Genomic DNA, 19,317 nt, shown 5'->3' on the forward strand with positions numbered 1-19,317 from the left:
TAGACTAAAGCGCTTTTTGAAGGAAGGTGCGGGTTCTGGTTTCGACGAAATTTGGAATCTCGCCAAACACTTGGTAGCCGTGGCTCTTGTAGGCCTTGAGGGCGAGTGGGTTGAACGTATCGATCCAGGCGCCCTTGCAGCAGCGGGTGCGCGCTTCGTTTTCAGCCTCGGTCAGAAGCTTTGCCGCCATCCCCTTGCCGCGCAGGGTTTCCGGAATGAACAGCAATTGCGTGAAGAGCCAGCCCCAGGACGTGTAACCGGAGAGGCCGCCGATGACCGTGCCGCTCTCGTCGCGGATCAGCACGGCGAGCAGTTTCCTGTCGGAGGCTCCGACCTCGCCTTCGTTGAAGGCGGTGAGGCCGCTGCTGACGACTGCCAGATCGTCTGAGGTCGGCGCGTCGGTGAGATAAAGCTCGTGGCCCATCAGCGACCCTCGCGCCACCACATCGCGGCCATTGCGAACAGCAGCACCGACAGGCCGGCAAAGCCGGCAAACAGCGGCAGCGTGTTGATGCCGCGCAGCACCGTCTCGTCGGTCATGCGGATGACCATGCGGTTTGGATCGCTGACGCGGACCTCGCCGCGAACGGGGAGGATGTCTGGGATGGTGATGCCATCGCCTGAGGCGACGCGCGTCACGAGGCCACGGGTCTTGTCGGCATAGGGCTTCAGCGTCGCCTCTATGGAGATCATCGCCTTGAACTCGGGCGAGTCGACGGCGCCGACATGGACCAGCGTCTGGAAGTCGCCGTTTCTCACTTCGAACAGGCCGGTTTCGTCCATGCGGCTTTCATAGCGATACTCGCCGGGGCCGGCGGGCGTCATCTGGACGGTTTCGGTGCGGCCGGACGGATAGCGGATCGTTGCGGGGCCGGGGTCGTCGCCGATCGTCTGGCGGGTGGCGGCGAGCGTACGGCCGACGGAGCGGGCGGTCAGCGCCTCTTCCTCGAGTTCCGGCTCCTTCATCAACCAGTGAGCGATGCGGCGATAGAGCGCCACATGCGGGCCGCCGCCTTCGAAGCCACGGGCCCAGAGCCAGCCCTGATCCGACAGGAGCATGGCGACGCGGCCTTCGCCCTGACGGTTGAGGACGAGGAGAGGGCGGTCGCCATCGCCTTCCATCACCGTCTGGCCCTGCGGCGGATCGACATCGATGGTGCGGAACCAGCGTCCCCAGGCGGGCGGCGTCTGGTTGGAGCCTTCGAGACCGCGGGTGACCGGGTGCTTGGTGCCGACTTCCGATAGATGCGGGAAGAAGCCGGCATTGTGGACTTCGCCCGTCGGTGCGGCCGGCAGGACCTGTTCGAGCGGTGTCGCGGCGATCGAATCTTCGCCAGCGTGTTCGGGGCCTGCCGCGATCAGCAGCGCGCCGCCGTTTTGCACATATTGGGAGATGTAGTCGTAATAGAGGATCGGCAGCACGCCGCGATGCTTGTAGCGATCGAAGATGATCAGATCGAAATCCTTGATCTTCTCGACGAACAGCTCGCGGGTGGGGAAGGCGATCAGCGACAACTCGTTGATCGGCGTGCCATCCTGCTTTTCCGGCGGACGAAGGATGGTGAAATGCACGAGGTCGACGGAGGCGTCGGACTTTAGAAGGTTACGCCAAGCGCGCTCACCGGCATGGGGTTCGCCGGACACCAGCAGCACGCGCAGGTTCTGCCTGATGCCATCGATGACATGGACGGCGCGGTTGTTGGCGGTGGTCACTTCGCCAGGGAGCTCGGCAACCGAGAACTCCATGACATTGTTGCCGCCGCGCTGGACGTTGAACGAGAACGGGGTGGTGACGCCGGGCGTTGCCTGCAGCGTGGCGATCTGCTGGCCGTTCATGCGCACGATGACTTCGGCGGGGCCGCCGCCCTGGCGACCGTCGTCGAACACGCGCAGTGTCAGTTCCTGCTCTTCGCCGACAATGCCGAAGCGGGGCGCGCGCAGCACTTCGATGCGGCGGTCGAATTCGTTTGGCTGGCCGGTGATCAGCCCGTGGACGGGTGCGTTGAAGCCGAGATCCTGATTGATGCCGGGGAGATCATGGATCTGGCCGTCTGTGAGGAACACGGCGCCGCCGACACGGGCCGGCGGAACGTCCGACATCGCGGAGCGCAGCGCAGTGAACAGCTTCGTCGAAGGTGTGTCGCTGTCTACATCGTCTCCGGCCTCGACGATGCGCGTCTCGATGCGGGGATAGCGGGAGAAGCGGTCGCGCAGTTCCGCCAGCGCCTGATCGGTCTGCTGCTCGCGGCCGGCCGTCTCCTGGCTCTGAGAGCGGTCTACGACGATTGGTACGATGGTGGAGAGCTGTTCGCGATCTTCCTGGTTGAGCGTCGGGTTGGCGAGCGCCATCAGCAGGGCGGCAAGCGCCAGCGTCCGAAGGACCGCACCACGGACGCCGCGCAATAGGGCGGTCACAGCAAGGACGAGGGCCAGTGCACCGAGGGCTGCAAGGATCGGCCACGAGAAGAAGGGGGCGAATTCGATGGTCATCGGTTACTGCCCCAGCCGTTCGAGGAGCGCGGGGACGTGGACCTGATCGGCTTTGTAGTTGCCGGTCAGCATATACATCATGATGTTGACGCCGGCGCGGTAGGCGTATTCGCGCTGCATGTCGTCAGGCGGTACGGTCGGGAGCATGGAGTTACCCTGTTGATCGACTGCCCAGGCGCCGGCAAAATCGTTGCCGGTGATCAGAAGCGGCGTCACGCCGTCGCCGCCCGAGGAGAGCTGCGAGGTGGAGTTGCGGGCATCCTGACGGGCTTCGACCCAGAGCGGGCCGCCGCGATAGCGACCGGGAAAATCCTTGAGCAGATAGAAGGTGCGGGTCAGCACATGGTTTTCCGGTGTCGGCTCGAGCGGCGGGATATCGATGCTGGCGAGGATTTCCTGCAGCCGCAATCCGTTGGGGCTGGAGCTACCATCGAGTGCGGAGACCTGGTCGCGGGTGTCGAACAGGACCGTGCCGCCGTTGCGCATATAGGCGTCGATGCGCGAGATCGAGGCCTGCGACGGCATCGGCGCTGTCGCGGAAATCGGCCAGTAGATGATCGGGTAGAAGGAGAGGTCGTCCTTGGCGATGTCGAGTCCGACAGGGGCGCCGGGCTCCAGCGTCGTGCGGTAGCGCATGTATTGGGTGAGACCATCGAGGCCCCGCTCGGAGATGCTGTCGACGTCGCTTTCGCCGGTCTGGACATAGGCGAGGTGGGTCGTGTCGAGGCGGTCGAGGATCTGGTCGTCGCCAGGCTTTACGCCTTCACCGGGCTGCATTTCGCGAAACTGCTGCGGCTGGGCCGATTGCGGTTGCGCCGCGGCAGCGGGCGGCGAGGGTGGCTGCTGGGCGAGCGACGGGTTCGGGTTGAGCAGCGCCATTCCCAACGCGAAGCCGAGGATGAGGGTCGCGGCGGTGCCAGACGTCCGGGCGGAGGTCGGCTTGGAGCGTCCGGGGCGGCGGGAAAAGGCACCGTTCATGAAGAGCATTACCAGGCTATCGAGGACGAGGAGCGCGAAGGCGAGAGCAAACAGGGTCGGACGCAGGGAGAGAGCCTCGCCGCCAGCCAGTTGCTCGCGTGCGACCTGCGTTCCGCCGACCGATGGATCGAAGGGGGCGAGAACGGTCGCGGGGGCAAGAAGATTGACGGCGGAGTAGCCGTCTTCGGTGCCGTAGAGGCCCGGAGGATGATCGAAGCTTGCGACGGGCCTTGCGTTGGCCGGGATGATGATCGGACGGGCAGCGCCGGTCTCGGTCGTCATCACGCCATCGGCGGTGAGAAGGCGGTAGGGAGGCAGGGCCGCGGCAGCGCCTTCCGTTCCTGGTGCACCGGACGCGCTGCCACCGGCAGCACCGCCGACGCGGGCCATCTGCACCAGCCGGCGCAGCATCTCGACGAAATTGCCCGACAGCGGCAGGTTCGACCAGGTTGCCTCGGCGCTGGTGTGGAACAGCACGATACGGCCGGCTTCGACTTCCTTTTCTGTGACCAGCGGCGTGCCGTCGGCAAGGCTTGCCCAGGTGCGCTCGGCAAGATCCGGCGTCGGTTCGGCCAGAACCTGGCGGGTCACAGTGATATCCGCTGCGCGCGGCAGGCCGGCGAAGGGGCCGAAATTCGGGAAATCGGCCAGCGCCTGCGGCTCCGACCAGGACATGGCGCCGCCGAGCGCGCGTTCGCCCTGGCGCAAGGTGACCGGTACCAGCGGATCGTCGGCCGGTGCTGCGGCAAGGCGAGGTCCGGCGAAGCGGACGAGCGTGCCGCCACGGGAAATCCAGCGCTGCAGCGGCTGCGAGATTTCGGGCGGCAGGCGGCCGACATCGGCCATGATGATCGCCGAGGGATTGTCCTCGAGGATCTGCGGGATCGACACCGAGAGATCGGCGGTGTTGGGCTGGATCACATCGGCATAGGGCTGCAGTGCCCGGCTGATATAGTAGAGCGGCTGCAGCAGCGGCTGGAAATCGCTGCCGCTTTCGCCGGCAATCAGCGCCACGCGACGGCGGCGGAAACCGTCGTCGAGAAGGTGGGCTGCACCGGCGGTTGCGATGCCTTCGACAGACAGGCGGGCGAAATCGTTGCGCAGTTCGAACGGTGCGGAGATTTCCGTCGTTGCCGTGTTGGCGCCATCGGCAAATTCCAGCGTGCCTGCGGCAAGCGAGCGACCTTGCGGATCGAGCGCGTTGACGGTGAACTGCTGCGTGCCAGCCGTGGAAAGGCGTGTGGCGCTGACATTCATCGCCGTGGAATTGTTGGTGGCACCGGTGATCGCGACGGCCGATTGTCCATCGCCTTCGAGGACGCGCATGTCGCCTGCCGAGAGGCCGGCAAGGGCGGTCATCGTTTCGGCGTCGGTCGTGGCGGCGATGCCGTCGGAGACGAGCGCCAGCGTGCCGGGGCGGGTGCCGTTAAGGGCTTCCCGGAGTGCGGTGACGGCGCGCGTGCGGTCGGGCACCAGCGGCCTCGGGCTTGCGGCGGCGAGCTTGTCACGCGCTGTGGCGGCACTGCCGGGCGTTGCTTCCTGGTTCTGATCGGCGGTGAAGGCGATCGCGACCGGGAGGTCAGCGCTTTCGGCATCGTCGATCAGGAGATTGGCGGTCTCGACGCGGCGTTCCCAGTCGGTCGATGTCGCCCAGCCGTTGTCGATGACCAGCGCCAGCGGGCCGCCGGTGTTGAGCGAACTCGTGCGCGGGTTGATGACCGGATCGGCGATGGCGAGAATGATCGCGGCGGCCAGAGCCATGCGCAGAAGCGTCAGCCACCACGGGCTCTGGGACGGCGTTTCCTCGCGCTTCAGGACGCTTGCGAGAATGCGCAGAGGCGGGAAGACTTCCGATTTTGGTCTGGGCGGGGTCAGCCGCAGCAGCCACCAGATGGCGGGCAGGGCGATCAGGCCGAACAGGATGGCGGGATAGGCGAAGGCGAGCGCGCTCATGACCTCTCCTCCATGCGTCCGGTCTCAACACGTCGAGGTGCCGGCATGCCGGAGAGGTAGCCGTGGACGGCGACCAGCGCTTCGGAGGCGAGACGGTCGGTGCGGTGGAACACGAAACTCCAGCCGAGACGGCGAAGGCCTTCTCCGAGCGCATCGCGGCGGGCGAGATAGGCGCGCTGATAGTCCTCGCGGATATTTTCGGCGCGGCCGGAGACGAGCTTTTCGCCAGTTTCGGGATCGGTGAATTCGGTGCGGCCGGTATAGGGGAAGGTCTCTTCGGCGGGATCTGCGACCTCGATCACATGGCCGCGCAGGCCGCGGCGGCCGAGTGGGGTGATACGGTCCATGACCTTGTCGGCGTCATCGAGGAAATCGCCGATCAGGACGATATCGCTCTGGCCGCGGATCATGCCCGTGTCCGGCAGGCCGGTCGCCTGCGGCGCGTGCATGATGGCGGTCGCCAGCCGTTCGGCGGCGTTGCGGGCCGAGACCGGCTCCATGATGCCGGGGCATCCGATCCGCTCGCCCGAGCGGGCAAGGATTTCGGCAAGCGCCAGCATGATGACCAGCGCGCGGCTTTCCTTCGATACTGACCCGAATGTCGATTTGTACATCATCGACGGCGACATGTCGGCCCAGAGCCAGATCGTGTGGGCTGCTTCCCATTCGCGGTCGCGGACATAGGTATGGTCGTCGCGGGCGGAACGGCGCCAGTCGATGCGCGACAGGCTTTCGCCCTCGGCATAGGGACGGAACTGCCAGAAATTCTCGCCCATGCCGCGCTTGCGGCGGCCGTGCCAGCCGGCAATCACCGTATTGGCGATGCGCTTGGCCTCGACCATGCAATCGGGCACCAGCATGGCGCGCTGCTGGGCGCGATGAAGGACATCGCTGCTGGCGGTTTGGTCGACGATCTGGCCGATGGATGCCACGGAGGTTCCTTTCTAGCCTGAACCGGCGATCTTCAGCCGCGGGCCTGTTTGACCAGGCCGGCAATGACATCGCGGACCGACATGCCTTCGGCGCGGGCGGCGAATGTCAGCGCCATGCGGTGCTGCAGGACCGGTTCGGCAAGCGCGTGGATATCATCAAGCGACGGTGCGAGGCGGCCTTCGTAAAGCGCGCGAGCGCGGGCCGTCAACATCAGCGACTGGCCGGCACGTGGGCCTGGACCCCAGGCGACATGCTTGTCGGTGGACGCGTTGCCGTGGCCCGGTCGGGCAGAGCGGACGAGCGACAGGATCGCATCGACCACCTTGTCGGAGACAGGCATCTGGCGGATCAGCGCCTGGATGTCCTTCAGCCGCGTCGCGTCGATTACGCTGCGCGCCTTGGCTTCGGCGCTGCCTGTCGTGTCGAGCAGGATCTGACGCTCGGCGGCGAGCTCCGGGTAGAGAACGTCCACCTGCAGCAGGAACCGGTCGAGCTGCGCTTCGGGAAGCGGATAGGTGCCTTCCTGTTCCAGCGGGTTCTGCGTGGCAAGGACGTGGAATGGTGCCGGCAGGTCATAGCGCTGGCCGGCCACGGTGATGTGATATTCCTGCATGGCCTGCAGCAGCGCAGACTGGGTGCGCGGCGAAGCGCGGTTGATTTCGTCGGCCATCAGCAGCTGTCCGAAGACGGGTCCCTTGACGAAGCGGAAGGAGCGGCGTCCGGTCTCATCGGTATCCATCACTTCGGAACCGAGAATATCTGACGGCATCAGGTCGGGTGTGAACTGGATGCGGTTTGAATCCAGCCCGAGGACGGTGCCGAGCGTCGAGACGAGCTTGGTCTTGGCGAGGCCGGGAACACCGACCAGCAGCGCATGGCCGCCGGACAGGACCGCTAGCATGGTGTTTTCGACGACACGCTCCTGGCCGAAGATGACCTTGGCGACTTCCTCGCGGATGGCGGCGATATCGGCAAGTGCCTTTTCGGCCGAGGCGATGATGGCTTTCTCGTCGAGGACTGTTTGCGTAGAATTCATCATGCCCATGTCGTTCACCATCACCTTTGATTGGTATCCAGATCCAGCAGGCTTCGCCGAACCTATCCGTCCGACCGTGAATCGCTGCATCGCAGCGGCCACCTTAGACGTTGAAACTTATTCCGCCAAATAAGGCTGACAAGCACGCGATGAATGACTATCTCGTGAGAACATTCACCTTGGCTGATGCTTAAGGTCGAACCGGGACTGAAAAATGGCAGTAGAACCAATTAATAAGGCGGCCGATGCCGCTGGTCTCGCGGCAATGATCGCCCATGCGTCGGAGCAGGCGAGTGGTGGCCCGAGGGGCGAAATGCCCGGCCTGCCGCCGGTCGAGCGGTGGAACCCGCCGTTCTGCGGCGATCTCGACATGGAAATCCGTGCCGACGGGACCTGGTTCTATCTGGGCACGCCGATCGGCCGGGCGCCGCTGGTCCGGCTGTTTTCGACCGTGCTGCGCAAGGACGAGGACGGCCGAACCTATCTCGTCACGCCTGTGGAAAAGGTCGCGATTCGGGTCGTCGATGCGCCGTTCGTGGCGGTTGAGATGCAAACGAGCCTACGAGACGGCCAGCAGGTGCTGACGTTTCGCACCGGTGTCGGGGATGTGGTGGAGGCAGGCAGCGATCATCCGATCCGCTTTGCGATCGCAGGCGAGGGGCAGGAGCTGAAGCCCTACCTGCATATCCGTGGACGGCTCGAGGCACTGGTGTCGCGGGCGGTGATGTATGATCTGGTCGCGCTCGGTGAGACGATCGAGATCGATGGCGTCGCGATGTTCGCAGTCCGCTCCTGCGATACGGTGTTCCCGGTGATGCCGGCGGCGGAGCTGGAATTGTTGTCGCGATGAGTGGTCTCGGTTTTTATTCCGCCGACGAGTTTCGCCGCCGTTCGCTGTCCCAGAAGGGCGGGCCGATCGAGGATGCCTGGCGCGATCATGGCGATCATGTGCTTAACCCGGCCTGGGTGAACGCGACCATTCAATCCAAGCTGAAGGATGCCGCGGTGCTGGTGCCTGTCATCGACGATGCCGATGGCGCCAAGGTGATCCTGACGCAGCGGACCGTGAAGCTGCGCAAGCATTCCGGACAGATCGCGTTTCCGGGCGGTGCGATCGATCCCGAGGACGGATCGCCTGAGGTGGCGGCGCTGCGCGAGGCCGAGGAAGAGATCGGTCTTGACCGACGCTTCGTCGAGCCGCTGGCCAGACTTCCCGATTATTACGCCGCGACCGGATTTCGCATCACGCCGGTGCTGGCCGTGGTGAGCCGCGGTTTTGAACTGACGCTCAATCCGGACGAAGTGGACTCGGCTTTCGAAGTGCCGCTGTCCTTTCTGATGGACGAGGCGAACCACCAGCGCGGCACCCGCGACTGGAATGGCGCGACCCGGCACTTCTACGTCATGCCCTATGAGGACCGGGAAATATGGGGCATTACCGCCGGAATTTTACGCACGCTGTATGAAAGGCTTTACGCATGACCTCCATTGCTACCCCCTCGGTTGCCGATGAGGCATGGTTCAACGATGCCGCTCTGCAGCGGCTTCTTCTCCTTCTGAACGCCGATGGCGGCGAGGCGCGGGTGGCGGGTGGCGCGGTGCGCAACGCGCTGATGGGGCTTGCCGTCGCCGATATCGACGTGGCGACGACGCTTCTGCCGCAGGACGTGGTGGAGCGGGCAGAAGCTGCCGGCATGAAGGCCGTGCCGACCGGGATCGAGCATGGGACGGTAACGCTGGTGATCGACGGCACGCCGTTTGAGGTGACGACGCTTCGGCGCGATATCGAGACCGATGGCCGCCATGCCAAGGTTTCGTTTGGCACCGACTGGCAGGCTGACGCGGAACGGCGCGACCTCACCATCAATGCACTCTACGCGGATGCGTCGGGCGCTGTGGTCGATCTGGTCAAGGGATTGCAGGACATCGAGAGCCGGACGATCCGGTTTATCGGCGACGCCTCGCAGCGGATTGCCGAGGATCATCTGCGCATTCTCAGGTTCTTCCGGTTTTTCGCCTATTACGGATCCGGCCGGCCGGATGCGGACGGATTGCGGGCATCGGCACGCGCCAAGGACAGGCTTTCGACGCTTTCTGGCGAGCGGGTCTGGGGCGAGACGAAGAAACTGCTGTCCGCCCCCGATCCGTCTCGTGCACTTTTGTGGATGCGGCAGGCAGGCGTTCTGACGGAAATCCTGCCCGAAACGGAAAAATGGGGCATCGACGGCATTCATCCGTTGGTCGCTGCGGAAGCGGCGCTCGGGTGGACGCCGGATCCGCTGCTGCGGCTTGCTTCGATCGTGCCGCCCGATGCGGAGCGGCTGGCGGCGATGGCGAAGCGGCTGCGGTTTTCGAATGCCGATGCGGCGAAGCTGGCCGTCTGGGCGTCCGCACCCGCCATTCCCGACGAGGTGACGGATGTCGGCTTTGATCGTCTGCTCTACCGAAATGGCGTGGCCGGCATGGTTGCACGCGTCAAGCTGGCGCTGTCGTCGGCCAGAGCAGCGGCCGAGGGCGATCCAATGGCGATGCGCAAGTCGGCAAGGCTGTCGGTTCTTCTTAAGCGGGCCGAGGGCTACGCCAAGCCGGTCTTTCCGATCGCGGGCGCCGACGTTCTCTCGGCAGGTGTGCCTGCCGGCAAGAGGGTCGGTGAGATCTTGAAGCAGATCGAGGACTTCTGGGTGGAGCGTAACTTCAACCCCGACCGGGCAGCGCTGGCCACCCGGCTGGACGAGATCGTGAAGCAGAGCTCCTGATCAATCCTCCTATTCGGAGATCGCCCAGGAGTGGAATACGGATGCCCGCTCCGCGGGAATCATCATGCGAGCGGCATTGGCCGCGCCGGATTCCGCCGACTTACCGGCAAGCTGCCGCTTCACTTGCTCGACACAGAAAGCGTGGGGCAGTTCGCCACCGCTTCTGGCTCGCATTTCGACGGCCAGACGCTCGACCAATTCGGGCGTCTTCATCAACTTCGAAACGGGGTATGAACTTGGTTTTGTCAGGCTGTTTGATGGGGTCATGGCTGTTCTCCCGTGCAACCAGAACGCACGCTAGCACCGAACACACCGATTCGAACATCGAATTTTTCGCAGATGACAACTACCAGTGGCCTTACAGTCATCAATTTCTTGAGAGCAGACTGCCCGGGCGTGCCAAAATGATCAGGGCCAGCGGACTGCCGGTGGCATCGAGGATAGAATCGATTCCACATTGCCGCCTGTCTTCAGGCCGAAAATGGTACCGCGGTCGTAGAGAAGGTTGAACTCCACGTAGCGGCCGCGACGGATCAGTTGCTCGTCGCGGTTCTCTTCGGTCCAGGGCCGGTTGAAATTGCCGCGGACGATCTTCGGGTAGAGGAGGTTGAAGGCGCGGCCGACATCCTGCGTGAAGGCGAAATCGGCATCCCAGCCGCCTTTTTCCGCATCCGAGTGGAGCCAGTCGAAAAAGATGCCGCCGACGCCGCGGGGCTCGTTGCGGTGCTTCAGGAAGAAATAGTCTTCGCACCATGCCTTGTAGCGCGGATAATCGGCGACCGCGTGCCGATTGCACGTGATTTCCATGACCCGGTGGAAAAGCTGAGTATCGGGGTCTTCCTGGCTGCGCCGGATGTCGAGGACCGGCGTCAGGTCGGCGCCGCCACCGAACCACTGGCTGGTGGTGACGACCATGCGGGTGTTCATGTGCACTGCCGGCACATTGGGATTGACCGGATGGGCGATGAGCGAAATGCCCGACGCCCAGAATGCGGGGTCTTCGTCGGCGCCGGGGATCTGCTTGCGGAATTCTTCGGAAAACTCGCCGTGGACGGTGGACGTGTGGACGCCGACCTTCTCGAAGACGCGGCCTTCCATCATCGACATCGTGCCGCCGCCGCCTTCGCCCTCGTTGCGAAGCCAGTTCTTCCGGGTAAAGCGGCCGGGCGGCTGATCGGAGAGCGGGCCGGTCAGCTCGTCTTCCAAAGCCTCGAAGGAAGCACAGATCGTGTCGCGGAGGCTTTCGAACCAGGCTCGCGCGGCTGCCTTCTTCTCTTCGAGATTTTCGGGCAGTTCCTTGGGCAATGCCGGCCGTTCCATGGTCTTTTCCTTTTCCGCTATGCCTTTGATCTGATTCCGTATCCTCGCCGGCGGCACTTAGCATCTCAGACTTGCGCCGGCCATTCCCAAGCGCGTGAGGCCGCCCGTTTTAAGACGGGAAAACAGACTCGCAATGCGTGTGAGACCATATTATCTTGATGTCACCAGGTGCCGATAAGAGGGTTTGATGGCGAAATTCACACCCCCGCCACTCGACGGGCTGAAGCGCAGAATTCACCGCCACCGGCAGGAACAGGCCGGCGGACCGGGCAGTATGTTCGTGCGCGAGACATTTCTGATGACCCGCGAGGATGCCCGCGAAAAAGCGCGGCAATGGTTCGACGAATTTCCGAAGGCTGCCTACTGGACCGAAGTGGAAAGCTGGCGTCAGCTGGAGGGCGACCGCATCGAATTCACCATGCGGAGACTTCCGACGGCGGACTAAGGAAGTCCCTCAGGCGCCGGGTTCGGCGAGGCGAAGGCGGCTTTCGATCAGTGCGCCGCTGTCATCGAGGATCGGATGCGCAACCGACACGATGTGCGCGTTGATGCGTTTGAGGTCACGCAGCATGTCGAGATGCAGCGAGCTGGTCTGCAGGCTTTCCAGTCGTCCGTCGCGCAACCGCTCCAGATGCTTTTCGGCGGACCGCTTTTCGAGCCGACGGACTTCCACCTTGATTTCCATCAACTGCCGCGCCAGCGCCAGATCGCCGGTCTGGAAGATCGTCTGGGCGGTTCTCAGGTTGTCGACAGTCAGGCTGAGCAGCACCTGCAATTCATCGAAGCCGTCGTCCGAGAACTTGAGGCCGTGCGCAATCTTCTTGCGGACCTGTTCGGCGATGCCCTTTTCGATGATGTCGCCGATATGTTCGAGGTTGATCGCGTAATCGATGATGGCGATGGAGCGGCGGGCGTTCTCCGCATCGAGACCGGTGCGGCCCAGTTCCGAAAGGTAGAGCTTCACATCCTGATGAAGGTGATCGACCCGTGACTCGAGCCCGGCGATGTCTGCAAGCGGGGCGATATCGTTACGTTTGAAGGCATTTTCGGTGCGGATCAGCATGCGCTCGATGGTGTCGCCGACGCCGAGCACTTCGCGCGTCGCGTTGGCGAGCGCCATCACCGGGTTGTCGAGCGCGTCCTGATCGAGGAAGCGGGGGCCGTCGTCTCGCTGCGGATCATCAGGGACGAGGCGAGCCGCAAGGCGGGAGACATGGGCTGAGAACGGGAATACGACCAGCGCCAGCAGGATATTGAAGGCGAGGTGTGCATCGACCGGGAGCTTTTCCGGCGACAGCGGCAGGGCTTGAACGGCATCGGCGACAGGGCCCGCTAGCGGCAACGCGATGGCGCAACCGATGCCGCGGGTGACAAGGTTGCCGAGCGTGATGCGTCTTGCGGCAGCCGGCGCAGAGAGAGTGGCGACGACGGGCGGAATGGCGCCACCGAGATTGGCACCAAGGATGAGCACGATTACCAGGCCGGCGGAGACATTTCCGGTCGAGGCGAGCGAGAGGATCAGCACCACGACCGCCAGGCTGGACGACGAGACGAAAGCCAGAACCGCCGACAGGATCAGCGCCACCGGCCACGCGTCATCGAGCAGGCCGATAAAGGCCGCGAGCGCCGGCGACTGGCGCATCGGTTCGGTGGCGAGCCCAAGCAGATGCAGCGACAGCAGCATCAGGCCGACGCCTATCATGGCCGTGCCGCCGCCTTTGGGGGCTGGCGATGCACCGCGAAGCATAACCAGACCGATGAGGATGAGAAGGGGCGACAGCCACTCGATGCCGGTCGCGACCAGCCAGGCGGTAACGGCGGTGCCGACATTGGCGCCGAGGAGCACGATCTGAGCCATGCGTGGACGCACCATGCCGCGTTCGGCAAACGAGGCGAGCGTCAGCGCGGTGGCGGTCGAACTTTGCAGGGCGATCGTGGCGACAAGGCCGGAGACGAAGGAGCGCAGGCTGCTGCTGGTGCCGCGGGCTAGACCCGTCTTGAGGCGTGTCCCGAAGGCGCGCGTGACCCCATCCTTGACCTGCGCAAGGCCAAACAGAAGCAGGGCCACGGCGCCGAAAAGATTGATGATGACGATGGTGGATTGCATATCAGATTGTCTTCGCCCGGGGACGGTTCCTATCGAATGAAGTGCGATAATGAATTGCCGGCTAACGAATATAGGCCGATTACGCCGATGTGCAAATCACTGTTCGCGACAGTTTTTTACGCGTTTCCGCGCTGCCGCGGGAACGCGGATCAGGCAGCGTCTTCGGTGGCCTGCTCTTTCGCCATGACCGGCGTGAGTTCGAGACCCAATGCCTTCATCACCTTCAGGATGGTGGTAAATTCCGGGTTGCCTTCGCCACTCAAGGCCTTGTAGAGCGCCGCGCGGCTCATGCCTGTCTTGCGGGCAAGCTTGCTCATGTTGCGGGCCTTGGCAACCGTGCCAAGGCATTTCGCAATGAAGGCCGGATCGCCTTCCTCGAAGGCTGCGACCATGAATTCGAGACAGTCTTCCTCAGAGTTCAGGTGTTCGGAAATATCGAATGGACGAGTCTCCAGAGGCATCGAACTATCCTTTCCAAAACGCAGCCAATTTTCTGGCCTCAGCGATGTCTCTCGCCTGACTATCCTTGTCGCCCCCACACAGCAGGAGCAAAATGGTGCGATCGCGCCGCACGAAATACACGCGGTAGCCTGGGCCGTGGTGAATTCGCATCTCGCTTGAATTTTGTACATAATATGTACTCTATGGAGTGCAGTCGTGCAACATCATAGAATAAACTCAGGCGTGTAAAAGACGCGAAATGCGCGTGCCGTTTATGAGGCGAAACCCGTCTGTCTCAGCGCCTCTCCTGATATCATTGCGGCCGACATGGCGACGTTGATGGAGCGTTGTCCTTCGTGCATCGGGATCAGTATGCGGGCATCCGCCGTTTCGTGGACGAGGTCCGGAACGCCGGCGCTCTCGCGGCCGAACAGCAGGATGTCGCCAGGCTGAAACTGGAAGTCCACGTAGGGTTGGGCGGCCTTTGTGGAGGCGAGGACCAGCCGCCGGTTTTCGGATCTCCGCCAGTCGTCGAACTGCTGCCAGTTGACGTGGCGGGTGAGTTCGACGTTTGCCAGGTAATCCATGCCTGAGCGTTTCAGGTTGCGATCCGAAATATCGAAGCCGGCCGGTTCGATGATATCGACGCCGAGGCCGAGGCAGGCGGCGAGGCGAAGGATCGTGCCGGTATTGCCGGGAATGTCAGGCTGGTAGAGGGCGATGCGCAGGTTGGTCATGGTTTTCCTTAAGCCGAGCCGGCCTGTGAGCTCAAGCGTTTGAGGGCGGTTTCGATCGGATTGCCGCAGATTTGGGACTTTTCAAAATGGCAATGAACGGGTAAAAGGGCATCGATCTTTAACGCCAGCCTATGGAGGCCTACATGGATACGACCGTGCCTATGCGCCTCCGCCCCCCGGTATTTGTCCGACAGGCTTAGGCGTCCGCGGTTTCACGCAGTCTTTTCACCTTTGTATTTTGCACGGCCGATATGCGGCAGCGCTCACAACATAACTGACCGGTTCGCCGTCGGCGCGTTTGCGTTGCGTGAAGCGGGTCCGATTGACGGAGCTATCAATGTTTTCCTGGTTCGAACGGCGGGTTCACCCTTATCCCGAGGAGACCCCAGGCCTGCCGCCTGCCGGCCTGATCGCCTTCCTCTGGCACTATACCAAGCCTGTCTGGCCCTGGGTGCTGATCATGTCGGTCTGCACGATGTTCATCGCGCTCGGCGAAGTGATGCTGTTCCAGTTTCTGGGCAATATCGTCGACTGGCTGACGCATGCCGAGCGTTCGACGTTCCTTGCGAACGAGGGAATGACGCTGGTTGCCATGGCACTGATGGTGCTGGTCGGGCTGCCGCTCGTCGCCGGCCTCAATTCTCTCATCATGCACCAGATCCTGATGGGCAATTTTCCGATGATCGCCCGCTGGCAGATGCACCGGTTCCTGCTCAACCACTCGATGACATTCTTTGCCAACGAGTTTGCGGGTCGCGTCTCGACCAAGGTCATGCAGACGTCGCTGGCGATCCGCGAAGTGGTGATGAAGGTGCTCGACGTCTTCGTCTATGTGGCAACCTACTTCATCTCGATGGTGGCGGTGGTTGCGGTCGCGGATATCCGTCTGGCGGTGCCGTTGGTGGTCTGGATCGCCTTTTATTCGGCAACCGTCGCCTACTACGTTCCCAAGCTCCGGAAGATCTCGGCAGCGCAGGCGGATGCGCGCTCGATGATGACCGGGCGTGTCGTCGACAGCTACACCAACATCGCGACGGTGAAGCTGTTTTCGCATTCCGGCCGTGAGGAAGACTACGCCAAGGATGCGATGGACGTGTTCCTGAAGACCGTGCATGGGCAGATGCGCAAGGTGACCGCGTTCCAGGTGCTGGTCTATTTCTACAACTGTGCAGCCCTGTTTGCCGTCGCGACGCTGTCGATCTGGTTCTGGCTGGACAGCGCGATCTCGATCGGCGCAATCGCCATCGCGATCGGCCTTGCGATGCGCATCAACGGCATGTCGCAGTGGATCATGTGGGAAGTCTCGGCGCTGTTTGAGAATATCGGCACGGTCTATGACGGCATGTCGATGATGACCAAGCCGCATGACGTCACCGATGTCGAGGATGCGTCGAAGCTTTCGGCGGCGAAAGGCCATATCGTCTACGACGACGTGCGCTTCCATTACGGCAAGGCAGCGGGCGTCATCGACGGGCTGACGCTGGATATCAAGGCGGGCGAGAAGGTTGGTCTGGTCGGACGCTCCGGTGCCGGCAAGACGACGTTGATGAACCTGCTCCTGCGGTTCTACGATCTGGAAAGCGGGCGGATCACCATCGACGGGCAGGACATTGCCGGTGTGACGCAGGACAGTTTGCGGTCCTTGGTCGGCGTGGTGACGCAGGACACATCGCTGCTGCATCGCTCGATCCGCGACAATATCGCCTATGGCCGGCCGGACGCGACCGATGCCGAGATCATCGAGGCAACCAAGCGTGCCAATGCCTGGGACTTCGTGGAAAGCCTTGTCGATCTTCAGGGGCGCAAGGGGCTCGACGCGCATGTGGGCGAACGGGGCGTCAAGCTTTCGGGTGGCCAGCGTCAGCGGATCGCGATCGCCCGCGTGTTCCTGAAAGATGCGCCGATCCTGGTGCTGGACGAGGCGACCTCTGCGCTGGATTCGGAAGTCGAAGCGGCAATCCAGGAAAACCTGTTTGCCCTGATGCAGGGCAAGACGGTCATCGCCATCGCGCATCGGCTGTCGACGCTCACGGAGATGGACCGGGTGATCGTGCTCGACCGGGGCGCCATCGTCGAGACCGGCACGCATCGCGAACTGGCGGATCAGGGCGGCATCTATGCGGACCTCTGGAACCGTCAGTCCGGCGGCTTCATCGGGCATGAGGATGAGGGCCAGGCTGCCGAGTAAACCGTTGACGGAAGAGGCTTGCGGTCACCGGGAAACCGGCGGCCGACAACGGTCGTCACGCGTCCGATGGGCGCTGGACGCTTCCGATCGGCGGGAGGGCGCGACGGCAACGATTTATCACGTGTTGCGCATGTTCCGAGCCACCCCAAGATGGTCGCTCACGCTGTCGTAGGCTCCCAAGAGAACGACGCCGCGGCCAGCGAAACATTCAACAATGTCAGGTATTTGCGACGACGCTAATATTTTTTTATGGCCGTGACCCAGTAAGTTTTTCTTTATCTAAAGCTGTCAAGTCTCGAGGGATTACACTCCCTCTCATTTCGGCTCCGGTCCCAGATGTTCAGCAAGATAAAGATCAAGTTTCTTCTGCCCGCTCTCTTCGGCATCACCGTTCTTCTGGTGATCCTTCAGGGCGCACTCGCCATGCGCTCCGTCAACCAGCTTGATGCTCAGACGTCCAACATCAGCCGTCGCATGGAACGCTCGGTGATGACCTCCAATATGGACAGGATCCTGTCCGATATTCGGCGTCTTTATTTGATGGCGCTTTCGGCCAGCAATGCCGCTGACCAGAAGCAGTGGCTCGATCAGATCCGCGCCAAGACGCAAGAGCGTGCCGAGGCTTTCAAGACATTCGCCGACACGGCCAGCCTCGATGTGACCAAGGACAAGATCGAAAAGCTCGAAGCGATCGTTGCAGATTACGACAAGCTGGGAGCTCAGTTCGTCAGCCTGCTGGGGGCCTCGCGCGTCTATGAGGCCAAGGCCGTCATCGCGCAGATGGTGCCCAAAGGCGGCGAGGCCGGCGATGTGATGCTGGACATGATCAACGACAACCGGCTGCACAGCCTCGAATACGGCAAGGTCGCAGATAGCGCCGCACGGTTTGCAGCGATCTCGACGATTGTCGTCGTCGTCTTCGCAACACTTCTCGCGCTTGCTGCAGGGCTTTTGTCCTACTTCCGCGTTGCGCGCCCGATTGCCGACATTACCGGTTCGATGAACACACTTGCCTCCGGTAATGCGCAGGTTGCGATCCCTTACGCCGGGCGGAAGGATGAAATCGGCGAGATGGCAGCAGCCGTTTCCGTGTTCCGCAACAACGCCCTGGAGCGCGAGCGCCTGGAGCGGGAAACCGAGGCCAACCGTTCGATGAGCGAGAGCGAGCGGATTGCTCGCGAGGAGCAGAAGGCGCATGAGGCGGCCGAGGTTTCGTTTGCCGTCGATAGTCTTGCCAACGGTCTGAACTCCCTCTCGCACGGCGATATGACCTTCCGCATCGGACAGCCGTTCGCCGGACAGCTCGATCAGCTGCGCGTCAACTTTAACGCCTCGATGGACAATCTGCAGACTGTCCTTCGGTCGGTCGGCGACAATGCCCGGATGATCGATGCCGGTGCCAACGAGATCCGCTCTGCCGCAGACGATCTGTCGAAGCGTACCGAGCAGCAGGCGGCATCGGTCGAAGAGACCGCTGCGGCGCTCGAGGAGGTAACGACGGCCGTCAAGGATTCGGCAGCCCGTGCCGGAGAAGCCGGCAAGCTCGTCGAGCACACCCGCAACGGTGCCGAAAAGTCCGGCGATATCGTTCGCCAGGCCGTTGTTGCGATGGAAGCGATCGAAAAGTCGTCCGGCGAGATCGGCAACATCATCGGCGTGATCGACGACATCGCTTTCCAGACCAATCTTCTGGCGCTGAACGCCGGTGTCGAGGCAGCCAGGGCCGGCGAGGCAGGCAAAGGCTTTGCGGTCGTTGCCCAGGAAGTCCGCGAACTTGCCCAGCGGTCCGCGAAAGCGGCGCGCGAGATCAAGGTTCTGATCGGTGCTTCGGGCGAAAAGGTGCGTGACGGCGTTGCGCTGGTCGGCCAGACAGGTGCTGCCTTGCAATCGATCGTGACCGAAGTGCAGCAGATCAACACCAACGTCGCCTCGATCGTCGTGTCTTCGCGTGAGCAGTCGACGGGTCTGTCGGAGATCAGCACCTCGGTCAATCATATGGACCAGGGCACCCAGCAGAACGCGGCGATGGTAGAGCAGACGACGGCTGCCAGCCACAGCCTTGCCGCGCAGGCTGCATCGCTGATCGAGCTTTTGGCACAGTTCAAGCTGGAAGAGGGACGCAGTGCCGTCCGCTCGGCCACGCCTGCATCGCGACCGGCACAGTCACCCGTGCGCGCAATGGGCAACCGGATTGCCTCGGCATTCGGCGGCGGCCAGGCTGCAGCCAAGCAGGAATGGTCGGAGTTCTGATCCTGCCAAAATGATGAGTTCTGGAAACGGCTGCTTCGGCGGCCGTTTTCGTTTTGAAGCCCCCCTTATGAAAAGCGGGCGATTGCGGAATTATCCGGCGACAGCCGCATCCCAGCCTTTGCCCCTTT

16 protein-coding genes and 1 pseudogene are annotated in these 19,317 nt (G+C 62.8%); 6 read left to right on the top strand and 11 right to left on the bottom strand.

What is annotated here, in order from left to right; all coding sequences use genetic code 11:
• Positions 1–4 precede the first annotated feature (4 nt).
• The 5 genes from ACQY1L_RS04440 to ACQY1L_RS04460 are packed head-to-tail and all read right to left on the bottom strand — an operon-like array spanning position 5 to position 7,399.
• Positions 5–424, bottom strand: a complete 420-nt coding sequence (locus ACQY1L_RS04440; protein ID WP_430243007.1) for a GNAT family N-acetyltransferase — start codon at positions 422–424, stop codon at positions 5–7.
• Positions 424–2,490 carry a hypothetical protein gene (locus tag ACQY1L_RS04445; RefSeq protein ID WP_430243009.1) on the bottom strand — a complete coding sequence of 689 codons (2,067 nt, stop codon included), beginning with the start codon at positions 2,488–2,490 and terminating at the stop codon, positions 424–426. The genes ACQY1L_RS04440 and ACQY1L_RS04445 overlap by 1 nt, the downstream gene beginning before the upstream one ends.
• Before the next feature lie 3 nt (positions 2,491–2,493).
• Positions 2,494–5,421, bottom strand: a complete 2,928-nt coding sequence (locus ACQY1L_RS04450; RefSeq protein WP_430243011.1) for a DUF4159 domain-containing protein — start codon at positions 5,419–5,421, stop codon at positions 2,494–2,496.
• A complete protein-coding gene (locus ACQY1L_RS04455; RefSeq protein WP_092660331.1) occupies positions 5,418–6,353 on the bottom strand; it encodes a DUF58 domain-containing protein in 936 nt (311 codons plus the stop codon). The genes ACQY1L_RS04450 and ACQY1L_RS04455 overlap by 4 nt, the downstream gene beginning before the upstream one ends.
• A 32-nt stretch (positions 6,354–6,385) precedes the next feature.
• Positions 6,386–7,399, bottom strand: coding sequence for an AAA family ATPase (locus ACQY1L_RS04460; protein ID WP_062457917.1), 1,014 nt, complete (start codon positions 7,397–7,399; stop codon positions 6,386–6,388).
• Between the two features lie 205 nt (positions 7,400–7,604).
• Here ACQY1L_RS04460 and ACQY1L_RS04465 point away from each other — a divergent pair, with 205 nt between their 5' ends.
• From ACQY1L_RS04465 to ACQY1L_RS04475, 3 genes are read left to right on the top strand one after another with little or no spacing between them, the layout of a single operon-like run.
• Complete coding sequence (locus ACQY1L_RS04465) at positions 7,605–8,240, top strand: DUF1285 domain-containing protein (RefSeq protein ID WP_113110750.1); 636 nt, start codon at positions 7,605–7,607, stop codon at positions 8,238–8,240.
• Positions 8,237–8,872, top strand: a complete 636-nt coding sequence (locus ACQY1L_RS04470) for a CoA pyrophosphatase (RefSeq protein WP_113167607.1) — start codon at positions 8,237–8,239, stop codon at positions 8,870–8,872. The genes ACQY1L_RS04465 and ACQY1L_RS04470 overlap by 4 nt, the downstream gene beginning before the upstream one ends.
• The gene (locus ACQY1L_RS04475) at positions 8,869–10,146 is read left to right on the top strand and encodes a CCA tRNA nucleotidyltransferase (protein WP_430243014.1); all 1,278 of its coding nucleotides are present in this window, start codon (positions 8,869–8,871) and stop codon (positions 10,144–10,146) included. Before ACQY1L_RS04470 ends, ACQY1L_RS04475 begins: the two co-directional genes overlap by 4 nt.
• A gap of 9 nt (positions 10,147–10,155) precedes the next feature.
• On the opposite strand, the gene ACQY1L_RS04480 is transcribed toward ACQY1L_RS04475, so the two are convergent.
• Together ACQY1L_RS04480 and hemF are read right to left on the bottom strand one after the other, a co-directional pair.
• Entirely contained in the window at positions 10,156–10,413 is a 258-nt protein-coding gene (locus tag ACQY1L_RS04480) for a hypothetical protein (protein ID WP_082472020.1), read from the bottom strand.
• Positions 10,414–10,554: 141 nt separating this feature from the next.
• Positions 10,555–11,466, bottom strand: a complete 912-nt coding sequence (hemF, locus tag ACQY1L_RS04485) for an oxygen-dependent coproporphyrinogen oxidase (RefSeq protein ID WP_062455712.1) — start codon at positions 11,464–11,466, stop codon at positions 10,555–10,557.
• Between the two features lie 187 nt (positions 11,467–11,653).
• Here hemF and ACQY1L_RS04490 point away from each other — a divergent pair, with 187 nt between their 5' ends.
• Entirely contained in the window at positions 11,654–11,911 is a 258-nt protein-coding gene (locus ACQY1L_RS04490; protein WP_062455715.1) for a hypothetical protein, read from the top strand.
• A gap of 9 nt (positions 11,912–11,920) precedes the next feature.
• Here the strand turns inward: ACQY1L_RS04490 and ACQY1L_RS04495 are convergent, their stop codons facing one another.
• The 4 genes and pseudogenes from ACQY1L_RS04495 to ACQY1L_RS04510 form a co-directional block, all read right to left on the bottom strand.
• Positions 11,921–13,573 carry a Na/Pi cotransporter family protein gene (locus ACQY1L_RS04495; RefSeq protein WP_430243017.1) on the bottom strand — a complete coding sequence of 551 codons (1,653 nt, stop codon included), beginning with the start codon at positions 13,571–13,573 and terminating at the stop codon, positions 11,921–11,923.
• 149 nt (positions 13,574–13,722) lie between these two features.
• A complete protein-coding gene (locus tag ACQY1L_RS04500; RefSeq protein ID WP_062455721.1) occupies positions 13,723–14,034 on the bottom strand; it encodes an addiction module antidote protein in 312 nt (103 codons plus the stop codon).
• 4 nt (positions 14,035–14,038) lie between these two features.
• A pseudogene (locus ACQY1L_RS04505) lies at positions 14,039–14,191 on the bottom strand (type II toxin-antitoxin system RelE/ParE family toxin); the annotation flags it as partial.
• 95 nt (positions 14,192–14,286) lie between these two features.
• Positions 14,287–14,751: a tRNA (cytidine(34)-2'-O)-methyltransferase gene (locus ACQY1L_RS04510; RefSeq protein ID WP_430243020.1), complete on the bottom strand. Its 465-nt coding sequence runs from the start codon at positions 14,749–14,751 to the stop codon at positions 14,287–14,289.
• 337 nt (positions 14,752–15,088) lie between these two features.
• On the opposite strand from ACQY1L_RS04510, the gene ACQY1L_RS04515 reads away from it, so the two are divergent.
• Both ACQY1L_RS04515 and ACQY1L_RS04520 read left to right on the top strand, forming a co-directional pair.
• Positions 15,089–16,939, top strand: coding sequence for an ABC transporter ATP-binding protein (locus ACQY1L_RS04515; RefSeq protein ID WP_092660349.1), 1,851 nt, complete (start codon positions 15,089–15,091; stop codon positions 16,937–16,939).
• 336 nt (positions 16,940–17,275) lie between these two features.
• Positions 17,276–19,189, top strand: a complete 1,914-nt coding sequence (locus ACQY1L_RS04520; protein ID WP_062582930.1) for a HAMP domain-containing methyl-accepting chemotaxis protein — start codon at positions 17,276–17,278, stop codon at positions 19,187–19,189.
• Positions 19,190–19,317 lie beyond the last annotated feature (128 nt).

Origin of the sequence: Neorhizobium sp. DAR64862/K0K3 (assembly GCF_050500185.1) — a bacterium.
Taxonomy (GTDB): domain Bacteria; phylum Pseudomonadota; class Alphaproteobacteria; order Rhizobiales; family Rhizobiaceae; genus Neorhizobium; species Neorhizobium soli.

Bases quoted from the DNA above. Each gene is read 5' to 3' on its own strand.
- hemF (WP_062455712.1), bottom strand. From the start codon at position 11,466: ATGGAACGGCCGGCATTGCCCAAGGAACTGCCCGAAAATCTCGAAGAG.
- ACQY1L_RS04475 (WP_430243014.1), top strand. From the start codon at position 8,869: ATGACCTCCATTGCTACCCCCTCGGTTGCCGATGAGGCATGGTTCAAC.
- ACQY1L_RS04470 (WP_113167607.1), top strand. From the start codon at position 8,237: ATGAGTGGTCTCGGTTTTTATTCCGCCGACGAGTTTCGCCGCCGTTCG.
- ACQY1L_RS04445 (WP_430243009.1), bottom strand. From the start codon at position 2,490: ATGACCATCGAATTCGCCCCCTTCTTCTCGTGGCCGATCCTTGCAGCC.
- ACQY1L_RS04495 (WP_430243017.1), bottom strand. From the start codon at position 13,573: ATGCAATCCACCATCGTCATCATCAATCTTTTCGGCGCCGTGGCCCTG.
- ACQY1L_RS04440 (WP_430243007.1), bottom strand. From the start codon at position 424: ATGGGCCACGAGCTTTATCTCACCGACGCGCCGACCTCAGACGATCTG.
- ACQY1L_RS04515 (WP_092660349.1), top strand. From the start codon at position 15,089: ATGTTTTCCTGGTTCGAACGGCGGGTTCACCCTTATCCCGAGGAGACC.
- ACQY1L_RS04500 (WP_062455721.1), bottom strand. From the start codon at position 14,034: ATGCCTCTGGAGACTCGTCCATTCGATATTTCCGAACACCTGAACTCT.
- ACQY1L_RS04510 (WP_430243020.1), bottom strand. From the start codon at position 14,751: ATGACCAACCTGCGCATCGCCCTCTACCAGCCTGACATTCCCGGCAAT.
- ACQY1L_RS04520 (WP_062582930.1), top strand. From the start codon at position 17,276: ATGTTCAGCAAGATAAAGATCAAGTTTCTTCTGCCCGCTCTCTTCGGC.
- ACQY1L_RS04490 (WP_062455715.1), top strand. From the start codon at position 11,654: ATGGCGAAATTCACACCCCCGCCACTCGACGGGCTGAAGCGCAGAATT.
- ACQY1L_RS04465 (WP_113110750.1), top strand. From the start codon at position 7,605: ATGGCAGTAGAACCAATTAATAAGGCGGCCGATGCCGCTGGTCTCGCG.
- ACQY1L_RS04480 (WP_082472020.1), bottom strand. From the start codon at position 10,413: ATGACCCCATCAAACAGCCTGACAAAACCAAGTTCATACCCCGTTTCG.
- ACQY1L_RS04450 (WP_430243011.1), bottom strand. From the start codon at position 5,421: ATGAGCGCGCTCGCCTTCGCCTATCCCGCCATCCTGTTCGGCCTGATC.
- ACQY1L_RS04460 (WP_062457917.1), bottom strand. From the start codon at position 7,399: ATGGGCATGATGAATTCTACGCAAACAGTCCTCGACGAGAAAGCCATC.